This window comes from Streptomyces sp. NPDC001868 (assembly GCF_040297125.1).
GTDB lineage: Bacteria > Actinomycetota > Actinomycetes > Streptomycetales > Streptomycetaceae > Streptomyces.
The window spans coordinates 206,284-228,610 of record NZ_JBEOYO010000007.1; the positions used below are offsets into that span (position 1 = coordinate 206,284).

The window sequence follows — 22,327 nt, forward strand, 5'->3', positions numbered from 1 at the left end:
CCCCCGCGTGCGGGCAGGCCGGAAGCCCGGTTCTCCCGAGGAGCGGAGAACCGGGGCTTCACAAAAGGCAATTGGCGGAACGTCAGCCGTGCTTCGCGCGGCTCGCGGCCCGGGCGCGCTCGCGGGCGTCCAGGTTGACCTTGCGGATGCGCACGGCCTCCGGGGTCACCTCGACGCACTCGTCGTCGCGGCAGAACTCCAGGGACTGCTCCAGGGAGAGCTTGCGCGGCGGGACGATGGCCTCGAACGAGTCGGCCGAGGACGACCGCATGTTCGTGAGCTTCTTCTCCTTGGTGATGTTCACGTCCATGTCGTCGGAGCGCGAGTTCTCACCGACGATCATGCCCTCGTAGACCTCGGTACCGGGGTCGGTGAACAGCACACCGCGCTCCTGGAGGTTCGTCATCGCGAACGCGGTGACGGCGCCGGCGCGGTCGGCGACGAGCGAACCGTTGTTACGGGTCGTCAGCGTGCCGAACCACGGCTCGTGGCCCTCGTGGATGGAGTGGGCGATGCCCGTGCCGCGCGTGCCGGTCAGGAACTCCGTACGGAAGCCGATGAGGCCGCGGGACGGCACGACGAACTCCATGCGCACCCAGCCGGAGCCGTGGTTCGACATGTTGTCCATCCGGCCCTTGCGGACACCCATGAGCTGCGTGACCGCGCCCATGTGTTCCTCGGGCACGTCGATCGTCATGCGCTCGACCGGCTCGTAGACCTTGCCGTCGACCTCCTTGGTGACGACCTGGGGCTTGCCGATGGTCAGCTCGAAGCCCTCACGGCGCATCTGCTCGACCAGGATGGCCAGCGCCAGCTCACCACGGCCCTGGACCTCCCAGGCGTCCGGGCGCTCGGTGTCGAGCACGCGGAGGCTGACGTTACCGACCAGCTCGCGGTCCAGGCGGTCCTTGACCTGCCGGGCGGTCACCTTGCGGTCCTTGACCGCGGCCTTGTTGTCCGCGCCCTTGCCCGTGCCGCCGCGGCCGACCAGCGGCGAGGTGTTCGTGCCGATGGTCATCGAGATCGCCGGCTCGTCGACCGTGATCAGCGGCAGCGCGATCGGGTTCTCGGGGTCGGCGAGGGTCTCGCCGATCATGATGTCCGAGATACCGGCGACGGCGCAGATGTCACCCGGGCCGGCCACCTCGGCGGGCTTGCGGGTGAGCGCCTCGGTCATCAGCAGTTCGGTGATGCGCACGTTGGACATGGAGCCGTCGCGCTTGATCCACGTGACGGTCTGGCCCTTGCGCAGCTCGCCCTGCTCGACGCGGAGCAGCGCGATACGGCCGAGGAAGTTGTCGGCGTCCAGGTTGGTGACGTGCGCCTGGAGCGGGGCCTCCTCGTCGTACGACGGGGCCGGGACGTGCGACAGGATCGTGGAGAAGAACGGCTCCAGGCTGTTGCTGTCGGCCGGGACGGTGCCGTCCTCCGGCTTGGTCAGCGAGGCGACACCGTCACGCGCACACGCGTAGACGATGGGGAACTCGATCTGGTCCTCGTCGGCGTCGAGGTCGAGGAAGAGGTCGTAGGTCTCGTTGACGACCTCGTCGATGCGCGAGTCCGCGCGGTCCGTCTTGTTGATGCAGAGGATGACCGGCAGGCGCTGCTGGAGCGCCTTGCGGAGCACGAAGCGGGTCTGCGGCAGCGGACCCTCGGAGGCGTCGACGAGCAGGACCACCGCGTCGACCATCGACAGACCGCGCTCGACCTCGCCGCCGAAGTCGGCGTGACCGGGGGTGTCGATGATGTTGATGGTGATGACGTCGCCGCCATCCTTCGGGTGGTACTTCACCGCCGTGTTCTTGGCGAGGATCGTGATGCCCTTCTCACGCTCCAGGTCGTTCGAGTCCATCATGCGGTCGTCGAGCGACTCGGCGGCGTGCGCGGCGAAGGCACCGGCCTGCTTGAGCATGGCATCGACCAGAGTGGTCTTGCCATGGTCGACGTGGGCGACGATGGCGACGTTGCGGATGTCGTGGCGCGTGGCCATAGTGAGGCGCTTCTCCCGGGTGTGAGGACGGCCTGCGCTGACATCTGTGTCGCGCGGACCCTGCCGGGCTGGACACGCCACGGCCTCACCCCATGGTACGGGGCCGCGGGCACCAAGGCTCCCCGGGCCGTTCCGGCCCCGCTCGAACCGGCTCAGCCCCAGCTCAGGACCGTTGCGCCGCCGCCCGGGCGGCCTTCGCCGCCCGCGAACCGGCCGGACACAGCTCCTTGGCCGCGGCCCGCCCGGCCGCCCCGTCCGGCGGGGTGTCGCAGGACAGGAATCCCGTGCCGACCGTCTCCCAGGTGTGGACGTGGCCCCGCGCCGGATCGGCGTCACCGCAGGTGTAGGTGAAGCGGGCGTCGACGAACCCGATCTGCTTCCAGAGGTAGTACGGGCCGTCGAGCCGCCCAGCGTGCCAGCCGAAGGCCGTCTCCTCGGGCGGCTCCTCCTCGGACGGGTCCGCGAGCGGCTCCTCCGCCTTCAGATGCGCCCCGAGCGCCTTGATCACCCGGGCCGGGGACACCCCGTGTGGCGCTCCGGTCACCGTGGGCCGGTGGACCGTGCCGGGTTCCAGGGGCTCCAGGCGGGTCTCGTAGGAGTCCGTCCCCTTCGCGAAGGTGACCGGCTCGCCGAGTGCCGTCAGCTCGGTCCGGTGCCGGACGCGGGACCAGGCGTACGCGCCGTCCGTGCAGGGCGCGGACCGTACACGGTCGTCGGTGCGGGCGTTCGCGTCACCGGAATCGCCGGTGCATGCCGTCGTCCCCACCCCCAGTACCAGTGCCACGGCACCCACCGCGCAGGTCCGCCGTACCGTCGTCGTCTGCATGGCCCAGCCCCTCCCCCGTACACAGACCGCCGCCCCGCTTCATGCGAGGCGGCGGCCCAGGTCTGTGAACAATGATCTCCTATTTCCCTGTAGGCCGCGCCGGTCCCTTCGCGCCCTTCTTCAGGAAGCCCATGTCCTCGTAGACCGGGGTCTGGAAGCCGAAGGCGCCCGCGTTCGCGAGGGTGGTGCGGGCGGCGACGAGCTGGGGCCGCTGGTACAGGGGGATGGACCCGGCGGCGGCCCAGATGCGGGCGTCCGCCTTGCGGATCAGCGCGCGGGTCTTCGACTCGTCGAGGGTGGAGACGGCCTGGTCGAACAGCTGGTCGACGCGGTCCGTGCCGACGCGCGTGTAGTTCTGCTCGACGTTCAGCGAGCCGTCGGCCGCCGGCACCGGCTTGGCGTAGATCGGCCGGGCGTCGGTGGCGGGGTACGCGGAGGTCGGCCAGGAGTACAGCGCGAGGTCGTACTGTCCGTTCGCGATGTGGTCCTTGAAGTAGCTCTCGTCCGGGACCTTCGTGATCTCCGTCCGGATCCCGACGCGCTCCAGCATCACCGCGATCCGCTCGCCGACGGCCCGCAGCGACTCCGTCCCCGGTCCCGACGGCAGCACGAACCGCAGCGTCAGCAGCTTGCCGTTCTTGGCGAGCGGCCCCCGCGCGGCCTCGGCGGGCGCCCGCGTCCCCTGCGGGGCGTACGCGCCGGGCGCGCCGCCCGGGGCGTACTGCTTGCCGTCCTGGGCGAGGTGCTCGTCGGCGTCGTACGGCTTGTTGTCCTCGCCGACGATGTACGTGCTCTCGTCCTCGGAGGAGCCGGAGGCGGGCTTGCGAGCAGGTTCGGCGTCGGGCTTGGAGTCGCCGGAACCGGAAGGGGCCGTCTTCTCGGGTGTCTCGCCCTCCGCGCCGGCCGCCTTCTTGCCCTCCTTGGCGGGCTTCAGCGGGCCGCCCTGCTCCCATCCGGCGTCGGCGAGGAGGGCCCGGGCCTCGTCCGCGTCCTGGCCGCCGAGGGCGCCGCTGTTGTCGGCGTAGGCGGCCTGTCCGGCGAGGGCGAGGTGGCTGCCGACGGGGACGGCGGGCAGGCCGAGGGGTTCCAGGACGAGGGCGGCGAGCTTCTCGCGGTCGAGGGCGCGGGCCACGGCGCGGCGGACGCGCTCGTCGGAGAGGGGGCCTTCGGAACCGTTCAGGGCGAGCTGGGTGAAGGCGGGTTCCAGGGAGCGGCGGACGACGAAGCCGCCCAGGGCGGACTGCTGCGCGGTGTACTCGGCGAGCGCCTCGCGCCGCTTCTGCCGGGCGCTGATCTCGTCGCCGGCGGCCGCCTTGTCCTTGCCGTGCGCGATGGCCCAGGACCGCAACGACTTCGCGGCGGTCAGATCGGAGCCGGGGCCGTGGGCGGGGGCGCTCCCCGCGGTGAGGGGGCCGCTCTGCGAGAGCGGCCCGGCGCCCTGCGACTTCTTCTTGTCCTTGTCCCGGGAGGCGAGCATGATCCGCTCGGCCTGAACCGAGTCGACCTCGGCGATGTCGACCTTGTCCTGGGCCAGCGCCTCGGCCCGCTCGGCGCGCGGTACGGCCCGCAGCACCAGCTCGGAGAGCTTGGCGGGGCGGCCCCACCAGCGGGGGTTGCGGGCGAGCGTGACCTCGCCGGCCTTGCGGTCGACGCCCTTCAGCGCGAACGGCCCGGCGGTGACCTTGAGCCTCTTGCGGGCGCCGTCGTTGAAGGAGTCGGGGGTGCCCATCACCTGCTTCGGGTACAGCGGCGAGAACAGCGACTTCCAGTCGGCGTACGGGCGGGCGAAGGTGACCCGGACCTCCAGGTCGTTGTCGCCGCGTTCGATCTTCTCGATACGTTCGTAGCCGGCGTTCCTGGCCGTCCAGTAGGCGGAGTCCTTGCCGGACAGGGCCCGCCACTGCGCGACGAAGTCGGCGGCGCCGATCTCCCGGCCGTCGCTCCACACCGCTTCCTGGTGGAGCTTGTAGAGGACGACCTGCTCGGGCTCGCGTTCGACGACCTTCGCGGACTCCAGATAGTCGGAGTTGAGCTGGGGGCGGCCGCTGGTGTCGAGGCGGTACATCGACGGCAGTACGGCGCCGGCGATCCGTGCCGTGGCCGGGTCGGCGTCCGCCTGGAAGGTGTTCAGCGTCTCCGGTACGGCGTCCACGGCCCAGCGCAGGGTGCCGCCGTCGGCGACGAGGTTCCGCGCGGCCGGCGCGATGTCCTGTCCGGCGACGGGTCTGCCCGCCGGGTCCTCCTCACCGCACCCGCTCAGCAGGGGCATCGTGAGCACGCCGGCGGCCAGGAACGCCAGGGAGCGGCGCGGGGTGCGCGGGGCGCGAGGTGGGACGCGGTCGTGTCGATCGCGGTCGTGGGGAATCGGCATCACTGCGACCTCCTCGCTCCGCGGTGGGAGAACGGGGACGGGGGTGGCTCTGATCACGTTCGGCGGTATATGGAGCTGATCAGACGGATGCGGCCCACTGAAGAGGACGGGGCCCCTGCGGGGCGGCCGACACGACGGGGGGTGAGCCGGAACCCACCCGTTTGGGCGCGTTTCCCCCGGGGGTGCGGCCGAGGGACGACTGGCGGGTGAGTGGGGCTTCTCGCGCAGTTCCCCGCGCCCCTAAAGGATTCAGGCCCTGCGGGCCTGAAAGACCACGGCCCCGCATGCCTGAAAGACGACAGGCCGGTGAGCCTGAAAGTCGACGGGCTCGTGGGCCTGAAGGCGACGGGGCTTCGGGCTGAAAAGCACGGGGCGCAGCCCCTGCTTTTCAGGGGCGCGGGGAACTGCGCGAGAAGCCCCACCGGGCCGCACCCGACAACGCACCCCGGCCCCCGAGCTCCCCCGCCGCAAAAGAACCCCGCACACCGCTTCCCACCGGCAGGTGTGACGCGCAACACTCTCAGGCGCATGAACATTGCCGCCTTGGGGCCACCACCCCGTGAAAGCGAGGGCAAGTCATGTCCGTGCACGACGACTTGACGTCGGTCCGGCGCTGCCTGGACGAACTGACCCGGTCCGTACGCCGCCTGGAACAGCAACTCGGCGGCAACGGCCTGGAGATACGCCGCGTCCGCACCGACGCCGACCACCTCCGGGAGAGCATCGCGTTGCTCGACGAGGCCGCCCCCGGCCTGGCCAAGCCCCGCCGCCCCGATCTGGTCCCGATGTCCGACGCCCCGTACGACACCTCCCTGTGGACGGACTCGGACGACGAGGGCCTCGGCGCCCGCGACCGCCGCGCCCCCTGACCGCCGTAACCGCCCACCCCGACCACCCCGACCACCGAAACCAACCGACCGCCCGTCCGGGAGTCCCCCGTTGGCCACTGGTACGGAACCACCCGCAACAGAACCCCATCCACAGCGCGGCGGCGTGCGGACCCGTACGCGCGCCGCGATCTCCGCTCCGCATCTGCGCACCGACCGCTGGTGGCTGGCCCCCGCGGCGACGGCCGCCGGGCTGCTGGCCTTCATCGTGTACTCGACCTGGCGGGCCTTCGCGGACGCGCACTACTACGCGGCCCCGTACGTCTCGCCGTTCTACTCGCCCTGTCTGGCGGAACGCTGCGAGCCCATGCGCTCCGGCCCCAACTGGGAGATCTTCGGCGGCTGGTGGGGCATCTCACCGGCGATCATCATCCTGATCTTCCCGCTCGGCTTCCGTCTGACCTGCTACTACTACCGCAAGGCCTACTACCGCGGCTTCTGGGCGTCCCCGCCGGCCTGCGCGGTGGCCGAGCCGCACAAGAAGTACTCGGGCGAGACCCGGTTCCCGCTGATCCTGCAGAACCTCCACCGGTACTTCTTCTACGCGGCCCTGCTCGTCGCCGGCATCCTCACCTACGACACGGTCCTGGCCTTCCGCGACGAGCACTACGAGTGGGGCCACATGGGTCTCGGCACCCTCGTGTTCCTCGTCAACATCGTGCTGATCTGGGCGTACACCCTCTCCTGCCACTCGTGCCGGCACATCGTCGGCGGCAAGCTCAAGCACTTCTCCAAGCACCCCGTGCGCTATCGGATGTGGCAGTGGGTCGGGAAGCTGAACGCCCGCCATATGCAGCTCGCCTGGGCCTCGTTGGTGAGTGTGGGGCTCGCCGACTTCTACGTCTATCTGGTCGCGTCCGGCGCCTTCGACGATCCGAGGTTGTTCTGATGTCCGTGGTCGAACGACAGGAGTGGGACGTCGTCGTGATCGGCGCCGGCGGCGCGGGACTGCGCGCCGCGATCGAGGCCCGTGAGCGGGGCGCCCGTACGGCCGTGATCTGCAAGTCCCTGTTCGGCAAGGCCCATACGGTGATGGCCGAGGGCGGCATCGCGGCCGCCATGGGCAACGTCAACTCCGGTGACGACTGGCAGGTCCACTTCCGCGACACCATGCGCGGCGGCAAGTTCCTCAACCAGTGGCGGATGGCGGAGCTGCACGCGCGCGAGGCCCCCGACCGGGTGTGGGAGCTGGAGACCTGGGGCGCCCTCTTCGACCGTACGAAGGACGGCCGTATCTCGCAGCGCAACTTCGGCGGCCACGAGTACCCGCGTCTCGCCCACGTCGGCGACCGTACGGGCCTGGAGCTGATCCGCACCCTCCAGCAGCGGATCGTCGCGCTCCAGCAGGAGGACCACAAGGAGACCGGCGACTACGAGTCCCGGCTGAAGGTCTTCCAGGAGTGCACGGTCACCCGGGTGCTGAAGGACGCCGACCGGGTCTCCGGGGTCTTCGGCTACGAGCGCGAGTCGGGCCGGTTCTTCGTCATCGAGGCGCCCTCCGTCGTCATCGCCACCGGCGGCATCGGCAAGTCGTTCAAGGTGACGTCGAACTCGTGGGAGTACACGGGCGACGGCCACGCGCTGGCGCTGCTCGCGGGCGCGCCGCTGCTGAACATGGAGTTCGTGCAGTTCCATCCGACGGGCATGGTCTGGCCGCCTTCGGTGAAGGGCATCCTGGTCACGGAGTCGGTGCGCGGGGACGGCGGGGTGCTCAGGAACTCCGAGGGCAAGCGGTTCATGTTCGACTACATCCCGGACGTCTTCAAGGAGAAGTACGCGGAGTCCGAGGAGGAGGGCGACCGCTGGTACGAGGACCCGGACCGCAACCGGCGCCCGCCGGAGCTGCTCCCGCGCGACGAGGTGGCGCGGGCCATCAACGCCGAGGTGAAGGCGGGCCGGGGCTCGCCGCACGGCGGGGTCTTCCTGGACGTGTCCACCCGGATGCCGGCCGAGACCATCCGGCGCCGACTGCCGTCCATGTACCACCAGTTCAAGGAGCTGGCGGATGTCGACATCACGGCGGAGGCGATGGAGGTCGGGCCCACCTGTCACTACGTGATGGGCGGCATCGCGGTCGAGTCGGACACGGCGGCGGCGCGTGGGGTGCCGGGCCTGTTCGCCGCCGGTGAGGTGGCCGGCGGGATGCACGGCTCCAACCGGCTGGGCGGCAACTCCCTTTCCGACCTGCTGGTCTTCGGCCGCCGGGCAGGCCTGCACGCGGCCGAGTACACGGCGGGCCTCACCGGTGCGCGCCCCCCGGTGGACGACATCGAGGTCGACACGGCCGCCGCCGAGGCGCTGCGCCCGTTCTCCGCCGAGGGCCCGGCACCCGGGCAACTCGAAGAGGCGGTGGGCAGGCCGCCGGAGAATCCGTACACCCTCCACCAGGAACTCCAGCAGGCCATGAACGACCTGGTCGGCATCATCCGCCGCGAGGGCGAGATGGAACTGGCGCTGGAGAAGCTGGCCGACCTGCGGGTGCGGGCGCGGCGGGCGGGGGTGGAGGGGCACCGGCAGTTCAACCCCGGCTGGCATCTCGCCCTCGACCTGCGGAACATGCTGCTGGTCAGCGAGTGTGTGGCGAGGGCCGCGCTGGAGCGTACGGAGTCCCGTGGCGGCCACACCCGCGAGGACCATCCGACGATGGACCGCGACTGGCGCCGGATCAACCTGCTGTGCCGGCTCGCCGATCCGACGGGCGGGCCGGAGACCTGGGATCCCGCCGCCGGCCAGATCGCCCTCACCCGTGAGACCACCGAAGCCATCCGTCCCGACCTGCTCGCCCTCTTCGACAAGGAGGAGCTGGTCAAGTACCTCGCCGAAGAGGAGCTGTACGAATGAGCGGCTACGCGGCCCACTTCAAAGTGTGGCGGGGTGATGTGAAGGGCGGCGGCCTGAAGGATTTCAAGGTCGAGGTGAACGAGGGCGAGGTGGTCCTCGACATCATCCACCGCCTCCAGGCGACGCAGGCCCCCGACCTCGCCGTCCGCTGGAACTGCAAGGCGGGCAAGTGCGGTTCGTGTTCCGCCGAGATCAACGGGCGGCCCCGGCTGCTGTGCATGACCCGGATGTCGGTGTTCGAGCGGGACGAGACGATCACCGTGACACCGCTGCGGGCCTTCCCGGTGATCCGCGACCTGGTCACGGACGTGGGCTTCAACTACACCAAGGCGCGCGAGGTCCCGGCCTTCGTGGCACCGGAGAAGCTCGGTCCCGGCGAGTACCGCATGACGCAGGAGGACGTGGACCGCTCGCAGGAGTTCCGGAAGTGCATCGAGTGCTTCCTCTGCCAGGACACCTGCCATGTCGTCCGCGACCACGAGGAGAACAAACCGGCCTTCGCGGGCCCGCGCTTCCTGATGCGCGTCGCCGAACTGGACATGCACCCGCTGGACGCGGCCGAGGACACCGGCCTGGACCGCAAGAGGACGGCCCAGGACGAGCACGGTCTCGGCTACTGCAACATCACCAAGTGCTGCACGGAGGTGTGCCCCGAGGGCATCAAGATCACGGACAACGCGCTGATCCCGTTGAAGGAGCGTGCCGTCGACCGCAAGTACGACCCGCTGGTGTGGCTGGGCTCGAAGATCAGGAGGCGGTCCTCGGCGGGGTGAGGGTCCGAGGGCGCCGGCGACCGCCGTACGGACGCCGGATCGGCGTGGCCGAGGGCGGGTGACCGCCGTACGGGTGCCGGATCGGCGGCGCTGCGGGCCGGTGACCCCGTACGGGCGCCGGATCGCAGTGGCCGAGGGCCGGCACCCGGCCGTCACGGGGTGGGGACGCGGCCGGGGCGGGTCGCGAGATACGACAGCACCGCGTTCGTGACGAGCAGAAGCACACCCGCCAGGGCGAACACCTCCGCGTCCGCGCGATCGCTCCTCATGCCGACGGCCCACAGGCCCATGCCCGCGCCGCCGGCGAGCGAGGCGTAGCCCCACAGAACCGGCCGGAACGTGCTGCGGCGCAGCCACGGCAGCATCCAGCGCGTACGGATCGCGACGACGCCGAACACGACGGTGGCCACCATCGCCACCGCGAGGCACCCGCTCACGAGGTTCGTCAACATGTCCCGCCGCCCCTCCTCCCCCTAGGAACGAGGCGATCATGACATGCCCCCGCCACCAGCACCAGCGTCCACCTCCCCCTCCGCTCGCGACCGCGCGACCCCGGCCATACGCTCCCAAATGTGACGTCGCGTCTGAGAAGAACCCGAACGCGGGGCGCCACGTCGCACATACCCGTGCGCCTGGCCCACACCGCGTTCGGGGCACTGGCAGCCATGGCCTGGCTCCTGCTGCCCACGACGACGCCCTCTCCCACGGACGCGCCTCCCCTGGGGCCGACCACCGTCGAACGGCCAGTGAGCGGGCCGCCGGCGGCCCCGGGCGTGGGCGGGCGGACTGGGGGGCCGGTCGTGCATGGGCGCCTCCCGGATGTCGGCGGGCGACCTGTGGGGCCGGTCGTGGGCGGTCACCCCGCAGGACCGGTTGCCCCCGGACGGTCTACGGTCCCGGGCGCCGACGAGCGACCCGTGGGTCCGGTGGTGGGCGCGCAGTCGGGGGCCTGGGGCGTCGACAGCGGCCCCGTGGCACCACTCCTGCGCCCCACGCAGCCCTTGGCTCCGACCCCCGTCGGTGGGGCGGCCCCGGCCGACGACGGCACCTCCGGGGCGGACCTGATCCTGCCGGTGGCCGCCGCGGGTACGGCTGTCGCCGTGGCCGCGTACTCACTCGTACGACGCAGACGCCGCGCCCGGCTGCGCACGACCCCCACCGGCACCTTCGAACCGCCGACCACCCCCCTCCCCGACCTCCACCGCCGCGCCCAGCGCCTCCTGGTCGAGACGGACGACAGCGTCCGCACCAGCACCGAGGAACTCCGCTTCGCGGCGCCCCGACCGGGCCGAGGGGCCGCCGAGGCGGACCGGGACGACACCGAGACGCGCCCGGAGGGGGCTGCGGGGCGTGACGGCGCCGAAGTGTCCGCAGCGGGGTCCGCCGACGACGGCGCCCCCGCGACACCGCCAGCCCCCGAGGCCACCCAGCCGCCCACGGAAACTCCTGCCGGCTCCGAAGACACCCGAGCGACCACCGCCGACCCCACCGACCGCGGCACCGCCGAGACACCGCCAACCCACGAGGCCACCCGGCCGTCCACAGACACCCCCGCCAGCCCCGACGACGCCCAAGCACCCGCAGCCGGCCCCACCGACCGCGACGACGTGCAAGCGCCTGACGCCGGCCCCACCGATCGCGAAGGCGCCAAGGCGCACGCGGCGGGTGCCGGCCCCGTGTCGTCGCGCCCGGAGAGGGCGGGCGGGCTCGATCCGGGCAGGCTCGATCCGGGCAAGCCCTTTGTGGAGACGCCCGCGGCGCGGGACGCGGTGCGGCCGTTCGTGGAGGCGTTGGCGGATGCGCGGGGTGAGCTGGTGGTGGCCTGCCGGGCGGGGCTGCGGCTGGACGAGGAGCGCGACACCCTGTCGCCCGACGAGGAACGCGCGCTGCTGGAGGAGATCCTCACCCGGTGCACGACGGCTCAGCGCCGGCTCGACACGGCGACGCCGGCCTTCGATCAACTGCGGGCCCTCGAAAGGGACATCACCCCGGCTCTGGAGTACGCGGAAACCCGCTTCCGCGAGCTGACCGGCCGTACGTCGACCGCGTCCACCACCCTCACCGCCCTCCGCGACAGCTACGCTCCAGCCGCCTCCCTCCCCGTCACCGGCCACGTCGAACAGGCCAAGGACCGCCTGGTCTTCGCCACCACCGAGCTGAACCGGGCCCGCCAGGCGGCCTACCCGGGCGACCTGGACACCGCGGCCGTACACCTCCGGGCCGCCGAGGGCGCGATCCACCAGGCGGACCTGTTCGTGACCGGGGTGGAGCGGCTCGCCGCCGAGCTGGCCCACGCCACCGCGACCGCCGGGCGGGGCGCCCCGGACACCGGCCCGTACGACGACCCCCTCGACGTCCTCCGCCGTCAGGACCACTGGCTCCTCCCGGCCCGCAGCGCGGTCGCCGCCGCGGCCGACTTCATCACCACGCACCGGGGAGCGGTGGGAGCGAAGGCCAGGACCCGGCTGTCGGAGGCGGAACGGCACTTGGAGTCGGCGACGGAAGGGACACCGAAGGATCCCGCCGAACCTGCCGAAACTGCCGCACCCGACGCACCCGCCGAGAACACCCGGCACGCGCGGCGCGCCCACGCCCTCGCTCAGGAGGCCCGGCACCTGGCCGAGCAGGACGTCCGGGCGTACGGCAACCCGTACGGCGGCCCCGTCGGCGACGGCCTGGCCGGCGCCCTGCTGGGCGGCATCATCCTCGGCGAGCCCCCCGACGGCGCCGGCCGGGCCGACCTGCGCGGCCCCGCCTGCTTCGGCGGCACGGCAACCCGCGCCCGCAGAACGTCAGGCGGCCAGTTCTGAACTCCGCCGTCCCACCCCCGCGCCCTCCAGAGGCGCGAGGAACCGCGCGACCAGCCACAACGCACCGCCGGTCCGGACACAACCGCGACCGCCCCTTCGCGACGGGCAAAGGGAACCGCGCCGTCTAGAACAGGCTCAGCAACGCCTCCGCCGGATCCGTCAGCCGGTGTTCCCCACCCGGCAACGGCAGTTCGAACCACACGGTCTTGCCGCGAGGCGTCCGGCGGGACCCCCACGCGGCGGACAGCAGGCCGACGAGCTGGAGCCCACGCCCGCCCTCGTCCGTGTCGCGGGCCCGGCGCCGACGCGGCTGTACGAGACCCGCGTCCCACACCTCGCAGACGAGCGTTCTGTCGAGCAGCAGCCGAAGCCGTATCTCGCCCTCGCCGTACCGCAGGGCATTGGTGACCAGCTCACTGACCAGCAGTTCCGCCGTGTCGATGAGGGGTTCGAGGTCCCAGGCCTGCAGCCGGCCGCGCGCGTACTCACGGGCGCGGCCCACGCTGCGCGGCTCACGCGGCAGGGTCCAGTCGCCGACGGAGTCCTCCGGCAGCCCCTGGACACGAGCCATCAGCAACGCGATGTCGTCCTCGCCGTGGTGGGTGTCGAGGGTGTTGAGGACGTGATCGCAGACGTCCTCCAGCGACCGGGGCGTGTCGGCGCGCAGCGTGGTCGGCGGCTGCCCGGGGTCGGTGAGCGCGCCGACGAACGCCTGGAGGCCCTCGTCGAGGGGATGGTCGCGCGATTCGACCAGTCCATCCGTGTAGAGCGCCAACAGTGCGCCTTCGGGTAGTTCGACCTCGACCTCCTCGAACGGCTCGCCGCCGACGCCGAGCGGCATCCCGGGCGGCACGTCGAGCATCAGCGCGCTCTCGCCGGGTTCGACCAGGACGGGCGGCAGATGGCCCGCGTTGGCGAAGGTGCAGCGCCGGGTCACCGAGTCGTAGACGGCGTAGACGCAGGTCGCGAGGTAGACCTCGGAGAGGTCCTTGTCACGGGGGCGGCTCGCGGACGTACGGGAGGCCGACTGGACGCCGCCGGGGGTGCCGAGGCCGCGCGCGATCTCGTCGAGCGCCGAGAGGACCTCGGCGGGTTCGAGGTCCAGCAGGGCCAACGTACGGACGGCCGTACGGAGTTCACCCATCGCGACCGCCGCCCGCAGTCCACGGCCCATCACGTCGCCGACGACGAGCGCGGTGCGGTGGCCGGGGAGTTCGATGACGTCGAACCAGTCGCCGCCGACCTCGGTGGCCGCGTTGCCCGGGAGATAGCGGCAGGCGATGTCGAGCCCGGAGGCCTCGGGGTCGCCCGGCGGCAGCAGGGAGCGCTGCAGGATGAGGGCGCGCTCGTGCTCTCGGCGGTAGAGGCGCGCGTTGTCGATACAGACGGCGGCGCGTGCGGCCAGTTCGACGGCGAGGCCCCGGTCGCGTTCGCCGAACGGCTCGCTGCCCTTGGTGCGCGAGAACTGCACGAGTCCCACGACGGTGTCGTGCGCGACCATCGGCACGGCGAGCGTCGACTGGATCAGGCTGCCGTCCTCGGGCACCTGCTGGGTGCGGGCGGTGCGCAGGGCGTCCGCACAGGGCGAGTTGAACGGGTAGTGGTGGACGGCGCCGACCCGCACGGGGGCGGGCCCGCCGACGAAGGGCGCGTCGGAGACGGCGCTGGCGAAGGCGACCCGGCGCAGTTCGGCGCTGCCGTCGGCGAGTCCGGGCGGGGTCTCGTCGCCCGTCAGGAGGCCCTGGTAGAGGTCGACGGTGGCCAGGTCGCAGAAGCCGGGGACGACGACGTCGAGGAGTTCGCGTGCGGTGGTCTCCAGGTCGAGGGAGTTGCCGATGCGCGTCCCGGCCTCGTTGAGGAGGGCGAGATTGCGCCGGGCGGCGGCCGCTTCACGGGCGGCGGAGCGGCGGGCCGTGATGTCGGTGGCGAGCCAGGCGATGCCGATGGGGCGGCCGGTGCCGCTGTGCACGCGGAAGAGGTTGATGGACCAGTGGCGGCGCTCTTCGGAGCCGGGCACGAAGCCCGTGATGTGCATGTCCGTGATCGAGTCGCCGGTCTCCATGACCCGCCGGAGGGTCGCCTCGACCCGCTCGGCCTCCGGTGACTGCAGATAGTCGTGGACGCCCCGGCCGCGGTGGTCGTCGACCTCGCCGCCGTAGATGGAGGCGAAGCGCTGGTTGGCGCGCCTCACCCGAAGATCGGTGTCTATCAGAAGGAACCCGAACGGAGATTGGCCGAAAATGGCCTGCGAAGCGGCAAGGTCGGTCTCGATCCGACGCAGGGTCCGGACGTCCACGACGATGCACACGGCGGCCCGTTCGCCGCCCTCCACGGTGGTGGGCATCACATAGACCTCGGCGAGCCCCTCCACTCCCTCGGGACCCGGGACCCGGAAGGGGACCACTCCGGTCCACTCCCGGCCGTCGAGGACCTCGGCCATCTTCCGCTGGCCCTCTTCACGCCGGTCGGGGTCGATGAACGCCTCGATGGGGTCCATCCCCACGGCCCGCTCCGCCGAGATGCCGAACAACTGCTCGGCACGCAGACTCCACTGATCGACCAGCCCGTCAGGACCGATCGAGAACGACGCGACCTTGATGTAGTCGTACATGGACCCCGGCGGGCTGGTCTGCCACATCGGGTCACCGGTCCCATGACCGCCCATGACGACCGCGCCACCGTCGGCATCACCGCCCGGCGCGCCGGACGCCCGGCTCCCGGGCACGCGGCCCGCCGGGCTGTCGCCCGATTTGTCGCGTGCGGCCCCGCTGTCGCGCGTGGCTCCGCCCAGGCCGGAATCGTCTGCGGCCTCGGGCCTCGCGCGGTCCGACGGGTTCCGGGAACCCGTGGACTCCGTGGCCTTCGCTGGTATCTCGCTCACGCGAACCGTCCCCTCCAGCTCACCGCGTCCGGCTTCGGTCACCAGGGGCGGCTGCCCGCAGTATCCAGCACTACGGCGCCGCACAACACGGTGTTCACGATCACAGCACGGTCCCGATCGTTTTTGGACCGGCCGCGACATACTCCCAAGTCTTCTAACCAGGCGATGCCCCGTCGAATCAAAGACTCCAGCCAGCCCTACTGGCTTGAACCAGTCGGTCGCACGCGCGCCCCGGGGAGCCGCCCCCTCCCCCTGGCCGTACGCCGTGGACTCCCCCCGTGCATCAGGACCTTCGCCTCATACGTCGACAGGGCCGCTCAGCCGGGAACCGCCAGCTCGAACCAGACCGTCTTGCCCGCCGCCCCGGGGCGGGTACCCCAGGCGCGCGAGGAACAGGCCACCAACTGCAGACCCCGGCCGCTCTCGTCGTCGACATCGGCCGCGCGCTCGCGCGGTGGATCGGGCAGCGGGTCGGAGACCTCGACCAGGAGAGCGCCCGAGGGGCCGGCGGGACGCACGAGCCGCACCCCGATGGGTCCCGTCGCGTGCCGCAGCGCGTTGGTCACCAGTTCGCTCACCAACAGGACGGTGATGTCCCCGAGCACATCGAGTCCCCACTCACGCAGTTGCCGTCGCACCACCGCGCGAGCGTCCCGCACCGCCCCCGGCTCCGCCGGAAAGGTCCACTCGGCGCAGTCGTCTCCGCTGTCGATCACGCCGATCACTTCCCAGTCCAGAAGCGGGCCCTGTCCGGTTTCATGGGGTTAATGGGCACATACCCGATATCCCTCGCGAAGTACCGCGCACGAGGGCGCACTGTGGCACGAACGGCGTAGGGGGCCCACACCGCCCCTCCAAGGGGCGCGGCGAACCGCGCGACCGGCCACACTCAACCCGCGCAGCCAAGATACTCACCGCCGGAGACGGCGGGCGGCGATTCGGGGACGGGATCCGGGGACGAGGATCAGGGGACGGGGATTCGGGGACGGGATCCGAGGTAGGGGATCCGGGGACGAAGGGGGCCGGTGCTCAGCCCCCGTCCCCCCAGGCCATCCGCGCCGCCTCCATCACGGCCGGCACATCCTGGTCCAGCCAGTCGACGTCCCACACCTCGTCCACGGTCAGCCAGCGCAGCTCGTCGTGGTCCTCCAGCGGCTTGGGCTCACCGGACAGCAGATGGGCGATCCAGACCCTCAGCACACACCCCGGCCCGACCACCCACTCACCGGGCACCCGCTCCGCGGACTTCGCCTCGACGCCCAGCTCTTCCCGCAGCTCACGTACGAGCGCCTGTTCGGGAGGCTCACCGGGCTCCACCTTGCCGCCCGGCAGTTCCCAGCGTCCGGCCAGCTCAGGCGGTGCGCTGCGGCGCGCGGCGAGCAGTCGCCCGTCGTTCAGCAGAGCGGCTCCCACCACCACGATCGGTTCGGTCATGCGCGGGAGCCTACGGGAGCGGGCACGGACGCCGGGCGGAGAGAATCAGTTGCTCCCGCTCTGCCCGTTCTGGCCGTTCTGTCCGACGCGTTCGACCCAGTAGAGCTGCTTGTGGCCGCGGCTGTCGAGACTGTCCGCGATCTGCTGCGCCTCGGCACGCGTCGCATACCTGCCCACCCGGTAGCGATTGCCGTTGTCGTCCTGCCTTATGACGAGCCAGGGAAGAGTGATCGTGCCGTCGTTCATCGCCCCCCACCGCTCCTTCCCGTCCCGGCTCGCCCAGGTCCCACCCCCGGATGCCGCCGCGCCTCGCCGCCTAAGGAAACCGCAATCCGCATATGCCCGAGCGTACGCCTAACCTTCACGCAGCGAATCTGCGTTTTCACAAAGAGGTACGCAACCGGCCAAGATGAGAGGCGCGCACCCCGTCGAACGCGCCGCCGATCACTACTCGCACGCCCCCCAGCGCTCCGACGAACAGCGATCCCGTGCCGTTCGTACGAAACATGCCGCTACCGGACGCTATGACGACCCGGCGTAAAGAACGACCGAATTCGAACTACGTTCGGACGGGGCCCCGAGGCTCCGACAAGCCCAACTTCCCTCCGGCAAGGGCCACTTGACCCATGCCCACGTCACCGTCCGCTACACACGGAATCAGCCGGTCCCCGAACGAGCGGCGCCCCGCGCTCACTTCACCGGCAGGTGGTACGCCACCTGATAGCGGTCCGCCGGGACCACCACGTCCGCCGTCTCCACCGGGCGGCCCGAGGCGAAGTACGTACGGTGGACGACCAGGACGACATGCCCCGGGACACCGCCGAGAGCGAGCAACTCCTCGGCGAGGCCGGGGCGGGCGCCGACCTCCTCGGTGACGTTGTCCACGACGACGTCGATGGCGGCCATCCGCTCGACGACACCCATGCCTCCGAGCGGCCCCTCCTCGGGCAGCATCACGGGGGTGCGGCCGGTGACGGCGAGGGGCTCCCAGGAGGTGGAGAGCATCATCGTCTCCCCCGCGTCCCGGAAGGTGTACCGGGTGCACATCACGCGGTCGCCGATCTGGATCGCGAGGCGCTCGGCGACCGTACGGCCCGCCTCGATCTGTTCGCTGCGCGACTCCCAGGTGCCACGCGCCGCGGCGTCGGCCTGCTCCTGCCGGAAGGGGGTGGCGCCGCCCGCGGGCCGGAACCCGGAGCGGGCGACCCGACGCGGCACGGGACGCTCTCGCACATACGTGCCCGATCCGGAGCGGCCTTCCACCAGCCCCTCGGCCATGAGCACCTTGCGGGCCTCCAGCGCGACCGTGTCCGAGACGCCGTACTCCTCGCGGATGCGGGCCTGGGAGGGGAGGCGGGTGTGCGGCGGCAGCGAACCGTTCACGATCTTTCTGCGGAGATCACCCGCGACACGCAAGTACGCCGGCTGCTCACCGAAAGTCACTGGCCGCTCCCATCTGGATGTACAGACAGCAACAGCGTGGCAACCGTGGGTTCGGCCATGCAAGCAAAGGCCAGAGAATCACTCGATGTGATGACATGTGCGCGGGGAGGGCTTTACGCAGGCACTTTCTCCCCACTATGGGTGCCGTCACACCTCCGCGTCGGAGCCGTCCTCGCCGTCGCCCTCGCCGGTGTCGTCGTACTCGTACGCCGGCGGCTCGGTGGCCAGCCCCAGAGCCTCGCGGGCGGTGACCACCTTGGGGCCGTCGGTCAGCCGGTGCGCCTTGCCCCAGTGGGCGTTGAAGTCCTCGCCGTCGCCCGCCTCGCTCGCCGCCTCCCACTCCTCGCGCGCCCGGTCCAGGGCGTCGGCGTAGTCGGTGACCTCCGGCTCGGCGGCGGGCTCCCAGTCGTGCGCGCGCAGGGCGGACGACTGCCGCTCCAGGGCGCCCGCCACCTGCGACGCCCACACCTGGTGCCCGGGCAGATCATCCTCGACGTACTCCGTGTCGGGCATCCGGTCGAATGCGTCGTTCAGGATCGCCTCGGCCTCCAGGAAGGCGAACTGATCGTCGTCGAGGGTCGTCTCGTCCTGGCGCAGCGAGCCCGTCAGGCTGCCCTCGGGATCGATGTTGCCGAACATGCAGGTGATCTCACGGTCGCCGTACCGCCAGCTCTGGCGGGTGGGCGTGAAGTAGTAGACGTCGGCGTCGTCCGGGAACGCCCAGGGGTCCATCGCGTACGTCTCCGAGCGCGCGTAGCACTCGTCGTCGGCGGCGTCGGTGACCGTGCCGTCGCCGGGGTAGGCGCCGTCCGGCATCGAGAAAGCGGCGAACACCTCCGCGTCGTGCTCGCCGGCGCACGGCACGATGTCGACGTCGTACGCGTACCCCTCCAGCGAACCGCTCGGCGAGTCGAAGCACTCGCCACTGGCCACCGAGAAGGTGCCGCCCGCGCCGTTCGCCGCGTCGCGGAAGCCGTCCCACGCGTCGCGCGCGCCGCCCGTGGTGAACGCGAGCGTCATCAGCAGCGCGCCGACCGTGGAGAGCACGATTCCGGCCACCGCCATGCCCTTGCCGCGCTCGCCCCTTCTCCGGATCTGCACCAGCGCGACGACGCCCAGCAGCAGCCCGATCCCCGGCAGGAAGCACAGCACCCCGAGCACGAGCGCGGCGATCGCGAGCCCGTTGACGGGCGGGGGCGGCTGCAACGCCGGATACGGCTGCCCCCAGGCCTGACCCCATGGCTGAGCGGTCGCCCCGTACGGATACGGCTGCGGCGGCTGCCCCGACGACGGGAACGAGCCACCGCCATGAGGCGGCTGAGGCCCGGGGGGCGGGGGTGTGGCCACGGGTACAGGTGCTCCTTGCGGCGAGCAGGGTGGGAACTGACGTACGACTGGGCGCATGGTAAGCGGGTGACGGGCCCGGGCGATACGTCGGGTGGGCGCGGGGGAGGACGGGACACGGAACGGGCCGGACCCGGTCACCGCCCCACCCCCACCGCTCCGACCCCCCACCGCCACCCGGCACACCCAGCCCCCACCCGACATGACGCACCGTCACCAGCCGTCCCGGCCAACCCGGCCGCCCCAACTACCCTTCGCTCATGACCCCTCTGCCGGATCGCTTCTGCCCCACGGACGGCACGCGCGTCCCCGCCGCCTCCCTGGCCTGGTGCTGCCCGGCCTGCCGCGGCCCCCTGGACCTGGACTTCGCGCCCACACCGGCTTCGCTGAAGTCCCTGGCCGGCCGGGTGAACTCCCTCTGGCGCTACGCGGAATGCCTCCCCCTGGCGGCGCCCACGATCTCGCTGGGCGAGGGCCGGACCCCGCTCGTCGAGCTGAAGGACGGCATCCGGGCCAAGCTCGACTTCCTGATGCCGACGCTCTCCTTCAAGGACCGGGGCGCGGTGCTCCTCGCCGAGCTGGCCCTACGGCTCGGGCACCGCCAGGTGATCGCCGACAGCAGCGGCAACGCGGGCACGGCGGTCGCCGCGTACTGCGCCCGGGCCGCGCTGCCCTGCACGGTGTACGTCCCGGCCGGTACGTCGGACAAGAAGCTGGAGCAGATCGGGGCGCACGGCGCGCAGCTCCACATCGTCGACGGCGACCGGGAGGCCACGGCGCGGGCGGCCCGTGAGGCGGCGGACGCGGACGGTGTCTTCTACGCCTCGCACGTCTACAACCCGTACTTCCTGCACGGCACCAAGACCTACGTCCACGAACTCTGGGAGGACCTCGGCGGCCGGCTCCCCGAGGTGCTCGTCGTCCCCGTCGGCAACGGCACCCTGCTGCTGGGCGCGGCCCTCGCCGTCGCCGAACTGCACGCGGCGGGGCTCATCGACCGCCGCCCCGCCCTCTACGCCGTCCAGTCGGCCGCCGTCGCGCCCCTGGCCCACGCCTGGACCGAGGGCGCCGACGACCTCGTCGGAACCACCCCGACGGCCCCCACCTTCGCCGAGGGCATCGCCATCCCCCACCCGCCCCGGGCCCGCCAGATCCTCCGCGCGGTCCGCGACTCCGGCGGCGCCTTCCTCACCGTCAGCGAGGACCAGCTCCGCCACGCCCAACGCGACCTGGCCTCCCGCGGCCTGTACGTCGAGTCCACGGGCGTGGCCTGCTGGGCGGCCGTACGGGAGGGGGCGCTGGGGGCGCGCACGGCGGTGGTGCCGTTGTGCGGCGCGGGATTGAAGACGGGGCTGGCGGGGAGCTAGGCGGTCAGTACGCCGCGTACAGCATCAGCGCGAGGAACCCCGCGCCGATCGCCGTCAGCAGCATATTGCTCCGCTTGTGTCCGACCCAGAGCAGGAGCGCGCCGGCGGCGACCGCCAGCACCCGGAACTCACCGTTGAACACGACGAGCACGCCCAGTATCGCCAGTGCCACCCACATGCGGGCCCCCTCCCAGCCGGCTGTCCCTGCCTGTTGAAGGACTGCCCGCCCCGGGAGATCGACACCCTGTCGAATCAGGTCAGACGTTGAACCTGAACTCGACGACGTCCCCGTCCTGCATCACGTACTCCTTGCCCTCCATACGGGCCTTGCCCTTGGCGCGGGCCTCGGCGACCGAGCCGGTCTCCACCAGGTCGGCGAAGGAGATGACCTCGGCCTTGATGAAGCCCTTCTGGAAGTCGGTGTGGATGACTCCGGCGGCCTCGGGGGCGGTGGCGCCCTTCTTGATGGTCCAGGCGCGGGATTCCTTGGGGCCGGCCGTGAGGTAGGTCTGCAGGCCGAGGGTGTCGAAGCCGACGCGGGCGAGGGTGGCGAGGCCCGGCTCCTCGGCTCCGACCGACTCCAGGAGCTCCATGGCGTCGGCCTCGTCCAGCTCGGCGAGGTCCTGCTCCAGCTTGGCGTTGAGGAAGATCGCCTCGGCGGGGGCGACCAGGGCGCGCTGCTCGTTCTTGAAGTCCTCGTCGGTCAGCTCGTCCTCGTCGACGTTGAAGACGTAGAGGAACGGCTTGGTGGTGAGCAGGTGCAGGTCGTGGAGGAGCTCCTCGTTGCCGGAGCCCTGCACGATGCCCTGGGAGAAGAGGGTGTCGCCCTTCTCCAGGATCTCCTTGGCGGCCTCGACGGCGGCGACCTTCGGGGCGATGTCCTTCTTGATGCGCGACTCCTTCTGGAGGCGCGGCAGGACCTTCTCGATGGTCTGGAGGTCGGCGAGGATCAGCTCGGTGTTGATCGTCTCGATGTCGTCCTTGGGCGAGACCTTGCCGTCGACATGGACGACGTTCTCGTCCTGGAAGGCGCGGATGACCTGGCAGATCGCGTCCGACTCGCGGATGTTCGCGAGGAACTTGTTGCCGAGGCCCTCGCCCTCGCTGGCGCCGCGGACGATGCCCGCGATGTCGACGAAGTCGACGGTCGCCGGGAGGATCTTCTGCGAGCTGAAGATCTCGGCCAGCTTGGTCAGGCGCGCGTCCGGGACGCCCACGACGCCGACGTTCGGCTCGATCGTGGCGAACGGGTAGTTGGCCGCCAGCACGTCGTTCTTGGTCAGGGCGTTGAACAGGGTCGACTTGCCGACATTGGGCAGACCGACGATTCCGATCGTGAGCGACACGTTTGCGACTTCCC

The 22,327-nt window shown here is 71.4% G+C and carries 18 protein-coding genes; 6 read left to right on the top strand and 12 right to left on the bottom strand.

The window, feature by feature from the left end:
• Positions 1-82: 82 nt before the first annotated feature.
• From typA to ABT147_RS11520, 3 genes are all read right to left on the bottom strand, one after another.
• On the bottom strand, positions 83-1,990 hold the full coding sequence (typA, locus tag ABT147_RS11510) for a translational GTPase TypA (RefSeq protein WP_351404426.1): 1,908 nt from the start codon (positions 1,988-1,990) through the stop codon (positions 83-85).
• 163 nt (positions 1,991-2,153) lie between these two features.
• Positions 2,154-2,816 (bottom strand): hypothetical protein, encoded by a 663-nt coding sequence (locus tag ABT147_RS11515; protein WP_351404428.1) that lies wholly within the window; start codon positions 2,814-2,816, stop codon positions 2,154-2,156.
• 79 nt (positions 2,817-2,895) lie between these two features.
• The gene (locus ABT147_RS11520; RefSeq protein ID WP_351404430.1) at positions 2,896-5,187 is read right to left on the bottom strand and encodes an ABC transporter family substrate-binding protein; all 2,292 of its coding nucleotides are present in this window, start codon (positions 5,185-5,187) and stop codon (positions 2,896-2,898) included.
• A 578-nt stretch (positions 5,188-5,765) separates the two neighbouring features.
• Here ABT147_RS11520 and ABT147_RS11525 point away from each other — a divergent pair.
• The 4 genes from ABT147_RS11525 to ABT147_RS11540 all read left to right on the top strand — a co-directional run bounded on the left by ABT147_RS11525 (position 5,766) and on the right by ABT147_RS11540 (position 9,688).
• Complete coding sequence (locus ABT147_RS11525; protein ID WP_351404431.1) at positions 5,766-6,056, top strand: Rv0250c family protein; 291 nt, start codon at positions 5,766-5,768, stop codon at positions 6,054-6,056.
• 70 nt (positions 6,057-6,126) lie between these two features.
• The gene (gene sdhC / locus ABT147_RS11530) at positions 6,127-6,963 is read left to right on the top strand and encodes a succinate dehydrogenase subunit SdhC (protein WP_351404434.1); all 837 of its coding nucleotides are present in this window, start codon (positions 6,127-6,129) and stop codon (positions 6,961-6,963) included.
• Positions 6,963-8,915 (top strand): fumarate reductase/succinate dehydrogenase flavoprotein subunit, encoded by a 1,953-nt coding sequence (locus ABT147_RS11535; RefSeq protein WP_351404436.1) that lies wholly within the window; start codon positions 6,963-6,965, stop codon positions 8,913-8,915. Before sdhC ends, ABT147_RS11535 begins: the two co-directional genes overlap by 1 nt.
• Positions 8,912-9,688: a succinate dehydrogenase/fumarate reductase iron-sulfur subunit gene (locus ABT147_RS11540; RefSeq protein ID WP_351404438.1), complete on the top strand. Its 777-nt coding sequence runs from the start codon at positions 8,912-8,914 to the stop codon at positions 9,686-9,688. Before ABT147_RS11535 ends, ABT147_RS11540 begins: the two co-directional genes overlap by 4 nt.
• 152 nt (positions 9,689-9,840) lie before the next feature.
• Here the strand turns inward: ABT147_RS11540 and ABT147_RS11545 are convergent, their stop codons facing one another.
• Entirely contained in the window at positions 9,841-10,140 is a 300-nt protein-coding gene (locus ABT147_RS11545; RefSeq protein ID WP_351404440.1) for a hypothetical protein, read from the bottom strand.
• A gap of 465 nt (positions 10,141-10,605) precedes the next feature.
• Between ABT147_RS11545 and ABT147_RS11550 the strand changes: the two genes are divergently transcribed.
• Positions 10,606-12,498: a hypothetical protein gene (locus ABT147_RS11550; RefSeq protein ID WP_351404443.1), complete on the top strand. Its 1,893-nt coding sequence runs from the start codon at positions 10,606-10,608 to the stop codon at positions 12,496-12,498.
• Between the two features lie 124 nt (positions 12,499-12,622).
• On the opposite strand, the gene ABT147_RS11555 is transcribed toward ABT147_RS11550, so the two are convergent.
• The 6 genes from ABT147_RS11555 to ABT147_RS11580 all read right to left on the bottom strand — a co-directional run bounded on the left by ABT147_RS11555 (position 12,623) and on the right by ABT147_RS11580 (position 19,603).
• Positions 12,623-15,379 (bottom strand): SpoIIE family protein phosphatase, encoded by a 2,757-nt coding sequence (locus tag ABT147_RS11555; protein WP_351404445.1) that lies wholly within the window; start codon positions 15,377-15,379, stop codon positions 12,623-12,625.
• A 317-nt stretch (positions 15,380-15,696) separates the two neighbouring features.
• Positions 15,697-16,104, bottom strand: a complete 408-nt coding sequence (locus ABT147_RS11560) for an ATP-binding protein (RefSeq protein WP_351404447.1) — start codon at positions 16,102-16,104, stop codon at positions 15,697-15,699.
• A 304-nt stretch (positions 16,105-16,408) separates the two neighbouring features.
• Positions 16,409-16,813, bottom strand: coding sequence for a (deoxy)nucleoside triphosphate pyrophosphohydrolase (locus tag ABT147_RS11565; RefSeq protein ID WP_351404449.1), 405 nt, complete (start codon positions 16,811-16,813; stop codon positions 16,409-16,411).
• Positions 16,814-16,858: 45 nt separating this feature from the next.
• On the bottom strand, positions 16,859-17,059 hold the full coding sequence (locus tag ABT147_RS11570) for an SPOR domain-containing protein (protein ID WP_351404451.1): 201 nt from the start codon (positions 17,057-17,059) through the stop codon (positions 16,859-16,861).
• Positions 17,060-17,503: 444 nt separating this feature from the next.
• Positions 17,504-18,256, bottom strand: a complete 753-nt coding sequence (locus ABT147_RS11575; RefSeq protein ID WP_351404453.1) for a GntR family transcriptional regulator — start codon at positions 18,254-18,256, stop codon at positions 17,504-17,506.
• A 147-nt stretch (positions 18,257-18,403) separates the two neighbouring features.
• Complete coding sequence (locus ABT147_RS11580) at positions 18,404-19,603, bottom strand: DUF4190 domain-containing protein (protein ID WP_351404455.1); 1,200 nt, start codon at positions 19,601-19,603, stop codon at positions 18,404-18,406.
• 257 nt (positions 19,604-19,860) lie between these two features.
• Here ABT147_RS11580 and ABT147_RS11585 point away from each other — a divergent pair, with 257 nt between their 5' ends.
• Positions 19,861-20,967 carry a pyridoxal-phosphate dependent enzyme gene (locus ABT147_RS11585; RefSeq protein ID WP_351404457.1) on the top strand — a complete coding sequence of 369 codons (1,107 nt, stop codon included), beginning with the start codon at positions 19,861-19,863 and terminating at the stop codon, positions 20,965-20,967.
• Between the two features lie 4 nt (positions 20,968-20,971).
• On the opposite strand, the gene ABT147_RS11590 is transcribed toward ABT147_RS11585, so the two are convergent.
• The gene (locus ABT147_RS11590) at positions 20,972-21,145 is read right to left on the bottom strand and encodes a hypothetical protein (RefSeq protein ID WP_020113949.1); all 174 of its coding nucleotides are present in this window, start codon (positions 21,143-21,145) and stop codon (positions 20,972-20,974) included.
• A 79-nt stretch (positions 21,146-21,224) separates the two neighbouring features.
• Positions 21,225-22,313, bottom strand: a complete 1,089-nt coding sequence (gene ychF, locus ABT147_RS11595) for a redox-regulated ATPase YchF (RefSeq protein WP_351404459.1) — start codon at positions 22,311-22,313, stop codon at positions 21,225-21,227.
• Between the last annotated feature and the right edge of the window lie 14 nt (positions 22,314-22,327).

Excerpts from the sequence above, each read along its gene's own strand:
- typA (WP_351404426.1), bottom strand. The coding sequence starts at position 1,990 with ATGGCCACGCGCCACGACATCCGCAACGTCGCCATCGTCGCCCACGTC.
- ABT147_RS11515 (WP_351404428.1), bottom strand. The coding sequence starts at position 2,816 with ATGCAGACGACGACGGTACGGCGGACCTGCGCGGTGGGTGCCGTGGCA.
- ABT147_RS11520 (WP_351404430.1), bottom strand. The coding sequence starts at position 5,187 with ATGCCGATTCCCCACGACCGCGATCGACACGACCGCGTCCCACCTCGC.
- ABT147_RS11525 (WP_351404431.1), top strand. The coding sequence starts at position 5,766 with ATGTCCGTGCACGACGACTTGACGTCGGTCCGGCGCTGCCTGGACGAA.
- ABT147_RS11535 (WP_351404436.1), top strand. The coding sequence starts at position 6,963 with ATGTCCGTGGTCGAACGACAGGAGTGGGACGTCGTCGTGATCGGCGCC.
- ABT147_RS11540 (WP_351404438.1), top strand. The coding sequence starts at position 8,912 with ATGAGCGGCTACGCGGCCCACTTCAAAGTGTGGCGGGGTGATGTGAAG.
- ABT147_RS11545 (WP_351404440.1), bottom strand. The coding sequence starts at position 10,140 with ATGTTGACGAACCTCGTGAGCGGGTGCCTCGCGGTGGCGATGGTGGCC.
- ABT147_RS11565 (WP_351404449.1), bottom strand. The coding sequence starts at position 16,813 with ATGACCGAACCGATCGTGGTGGTGGGAGCCGCTCTGCTGAACGACGGG.
- ABT147_RS11570 (WP_351404451.1), bottom strand. The coding sequence starts at position 17,059 with ATGAACGACGGCACGATCACTCTTCCCTGGCTCGTCATAAGGCAGGAC.
- ABT147_RS11585 (WP_351404457.1), top strand. The coding sequence starts at position 19,861 with ATGACCCCTCTGCCGGATCGCTTCTGCCCCACGGACGGCACGCGCGTC.
- ABT147_RS11590 (WP_020113949.1), bottom strand. The coding sequence starts at position 21,145 with ATGTGGGTGGCACTGGCGATACTGGGCGTGCTCGTCGTGTTCAACGGT.